General features: G+C 72.3%; 4 protein-coding genes and 1 pseudogene. All 5 read right to left on the bottom strand.

Annotated features, from left to right (window positions below; genetic code table 11):
• Positions 1-744: DUF2169 domain-containing protein (locus tag PKE44_RS17165; RefSeq protein WP_324553700.1), on the bottom strand; the 744-nt coding region annotated here is incomplete at its 3' end.
• Positions 744-1547, bottom strand: a complete 804-nt coding sequence (locus tag PKE44_RS17160; protein ID WP_324553698.1) for a hypothetical protein — start codon at positions 1545-1547, stop codon at positions 744-746. The genes PKE44_RS17165 and PKE44_RS17160, both read right to left, overlap by 1 nt.
• 1 nt (position 1548) lies before the next feature.
• Positions 1549-2154, bottom strand: a complete 606-nt coding sequence (locus PKE44_RS17155) for a DUF1629 domain-containing protein (protein ID WP_324553696.1) — start codon at positions 2152-2154, stop codon at positions 1549-1551.
• A gap of 31 nt (positions 2155-2185) precedes the next feature.
• The gene (locus tag PKE44_RS17150; protein WP_324553694.1) at positions 2186-2863 is read right to left on the bottom strand and encodes an AHH domain-containing protein; all 678 of its coding nucleotides are present in this window, start codon (positions 2861-2863) and stop codon (positions 2186-2188) included.
• 16 nt (positions 2864-2879) lie between these two features.
• Positions 2880-3139: pseudogene (locus PKE44_RS17145) on the bottom strand (hypothetical protein); the annotation flags it as partial.

The raw sequence follows: 3139 nt of genomic DNA, 5'->3' as shown, positions 1-3139 counted from the left end.
GAAGGCCGGCTGGAAGTCCGCCGGCAGCCGCGGGGCGCGGCTCGCCTGCCACCCCGCGTCATAGGTGCCGGCGAGTGCCGCGCGCGGCTGCCAGTGCGGGGCGATGAAGCCGAAGCCGGCCGGCGGCGGACAGTCGCCGGGCTGGCGCAGCGGCGCGGCCGGGTCTTCGAGGTTCGGCATGCGCTGCGGGCCGGCGAGCCGGCTGCCCGGTGCGACGAAACCGCAGCCGACGGGGTTGCGCGGCTCGCAGCGGCGCTGCGCATCGGCGGCATCGACGCCGCCGAAGGCGCGCTCCCAGACGAGCGGCAGGCGCTGGAAGGGCTGCGGACCGCTGACCGACAGGCCGGCGCCGGTGTCGGTCCAGGCGCGGTCGCCGAACACGCGCACGATCTTCTGCGTGGCTCCGACGCGCAGGCCGGCATCGAGCTGCGTGACCGGCTCGCCGCCGGGCGCCTGCGCATGGCCGAGCAGCACGAGATCGGTGCCGGGCTTGAACCAGGCGGTCTCGGGTTCGCGGCGCAGGCTGGAGCGCCCGGGCTCGCCGGTGTGCTCGCCGGCGAGCGCGATCGGGCGCTGCAGCGGCGCGAGCGGCGGGGCGCGACCGGCGAGGTCCGGGAACAGCGCGAAGGTCGCCTGCACCACCAGCGCCAGCACCGGCCGGCCCTCGGCATCGGCGACGGCGAGCGGTGCCAGCGCGTGGCCGCTGCGGTCGTCGAACTCGGGCGTCAGCGGGGCCGGGATCATCAGCGTGCGGCCTCGATTTCAGCGAAGGGGTCCGGGAAGTTCGGGCAGGGCCCGGCCGGCAGCGAGCCGGGCGGACAGAGCGGATGCGGACCGGCCGGAGCGATGCCGGCGGTTTCGGCCACGCGCAGCAGCGCCAGCGCCTCGGTCGCGACGTAGCCGCGCATCCACACCCGCGCCGCGTCCGCGTCCGGCTCGCCGAGGCGCTCGCGGGCTTCCATGCGCGCTTCAAGCTCCTCGCGCAGGAAATCCTCGAAGGCCGCCGCGAAGGCATCGGCGTCGTGATCGAACAGCGCCTGCCCGAGTGCGAGCCGCGGCGTGCGCGCGCCGTCGAGCACCTGCGCGTGACGCGCGAGCAGCGCCTGCACGGCGGCCGGCTCCGGCGGGCTGTCGCCGGTGTGCAGGCCGATCAGCCGCATGTGGCAGAAGTCGTCCTCGTACTCGCCCTCGGGGATCCAGCCCGGCGGGCAGGCTTCGGCGATGTCGTGAGCCAGCCGCCAGTGGCCGGCGGCGAGCGCATCGAACAGGCCCTCGCCGAAGCTGGTCGCACGCTCGCGCGCCGGCGGCTGCAGCGCGCCCGCGCAGCGCAACTGGTGCAGCCGCGCCCAGGCGCTGCGCACCAGGCACTCGCGGTAGCGCGCCTGTTCACCGCTCGCGAGCAGGATGGCGATGCCGAGCGCCTGATAATTCTCCGATACCCGGCCGAACAGCCCGGGCAGCTCGCCGGCCGGCACGCCGACGGCATAGAGCGTCAGGTCCTCCTCGATCGCGCCGGCGATCAGCGGCCGTGCATCGCGCGGGTCCATGTCAGGCCGCCAGCCCGCGGTAGGCGTCCGGTTCGCCGAAGGCGAGGCCGCTCAGGCCCTCGTTCAGCAGCGCTTCGGCCAGCGCACGGCGCATCAGCAGCAGGCTCGGCTTGAAGCGCGCGCGGAACACCTGCACCCCGGCCGGCACGACCTCGGGGCGCAGCACCAGCCGGTCGCAGGCCGTGAACGGATCGTCGGCGTCGAGCATCCTGCCGGCCCAGCGGGCGTTCGAGGCGTCGAGGTCGATGCAGTCGAGCGTGTACGGCGGATTGACGATCCAGTAGTCGCGCGCCGCGACCCTCCCCTTGTGGTTGAGGATGGCGAGCGGCAGGAATTCGAGCCGCGTCTCGCCGGCGGCTTCGAGCGCAGCGCGCAGCCGCGTCGAGACCGTGCGCGCGTACGGGCAGCGCACGCTGTCGGCAAGCTGCAGGTCCTTCGGCCGGTCCGGGTCCATGCGGCTGACCGAATCGGCCGGCCAGCGATCGGCGAGCGGCTGGCCGTAGTCGAGCTCGTAGAGATCCTCGTAGGGCTCGGGCCGCAGCAGCGTGCACCAGCCCTCGACGTAGCGGCTGGTCCAGATCACGAACTCGGGCTTGTATTCGGACATGCGTGCCTGCCTCCCCGCGCCGGGCTGGCTGTCAATGCAGCTGGAACAGCTGCTTGAGCTTTTCCTTGATGCTGCCGCTCAGGTCATCCCACTTCACCGGCGCACGCGGCGTCGGCGTGCCCGGGTTCATCGAGAACGGGATGTACCAGGTGTCCGGCATGCTCATCTGCTTGTCCCAGCACTTCTTGGTGCCGCCGTGCTCCTTGCCGCGATCGGTCAGGAAGTCGCGCCAGTGATCGCTCGCGTCCTCCATCTTCTTCTTCAGGTCCTCGGGGTCGAGCTCGCAGCTCTTGGCCTGCTTCTGGACCTTGTTCCAGACGTTGTCCTTCAGATAGTCGCTGACAGCATCGGTATAGGCCGGATTGTGCTCGACCTGATGGCAGGGCAGCTTGTCCCAGCCGGCCGGCGCGCGCTTGTCGAGATACACGGGCTTCAGCGGCAGCGAGATGACGTTCTTGGCAGCGTCGATCTTCCAGTCGGTCTCGGCCATGCAGTTGTGCAGCAGCTTGAGCTTGGCGGCCGTCACGTACTTCGAGATCGTCGCGTCCGAGCAGCTGCTGACCGGCACGACGTGATGCACCTGCCGGAAGCGGTTCTTCGCGGTCTGCGTGTAGCCGCTCGCGCAGCTGTCGATGTGGCCGCGCTGCGTGCGGCCGCGCTTGAACTTCCAGCTTTCCGGATCCGGCTTGTGTTTCTTCTTCTTGGCCATCGTGTCGGTCGTGCGTTCAGTCGCCCGCGGGCGGATCGAGGCGCAGCGCCGCGCGCGCGCCGTTGTCGGAAGCCAGCGCCAGCAGCGCGCTGCCCGGCGGCGCGCAGCGGCGGGCGAACTGGTGCAACGCGAAGGCCGTGCCGACCACGCCGGCCGCCGCGCCGGTTTCGCCGAAGGCGAGCGCCGGCAGCTCCAGCGGCCAGTCGGCGGCTCCGGCGCGCGCGAGCTGCACGCGCACCAGCACCTCGCCCCACTCCTGCGCGCGCGCGGCCTCGC

Source organism: Plasticicumulans sp. (assembly GCF_035331805.1).
Lineage (GTDB): Bacteria > Pseudomonadota > Gammaproteobacteria > Competibacterales > Competibacteraceae > Plasticicumulans.
This window is presented reverse-complemented; position numbering and strand designations above follow the sequence as displayed.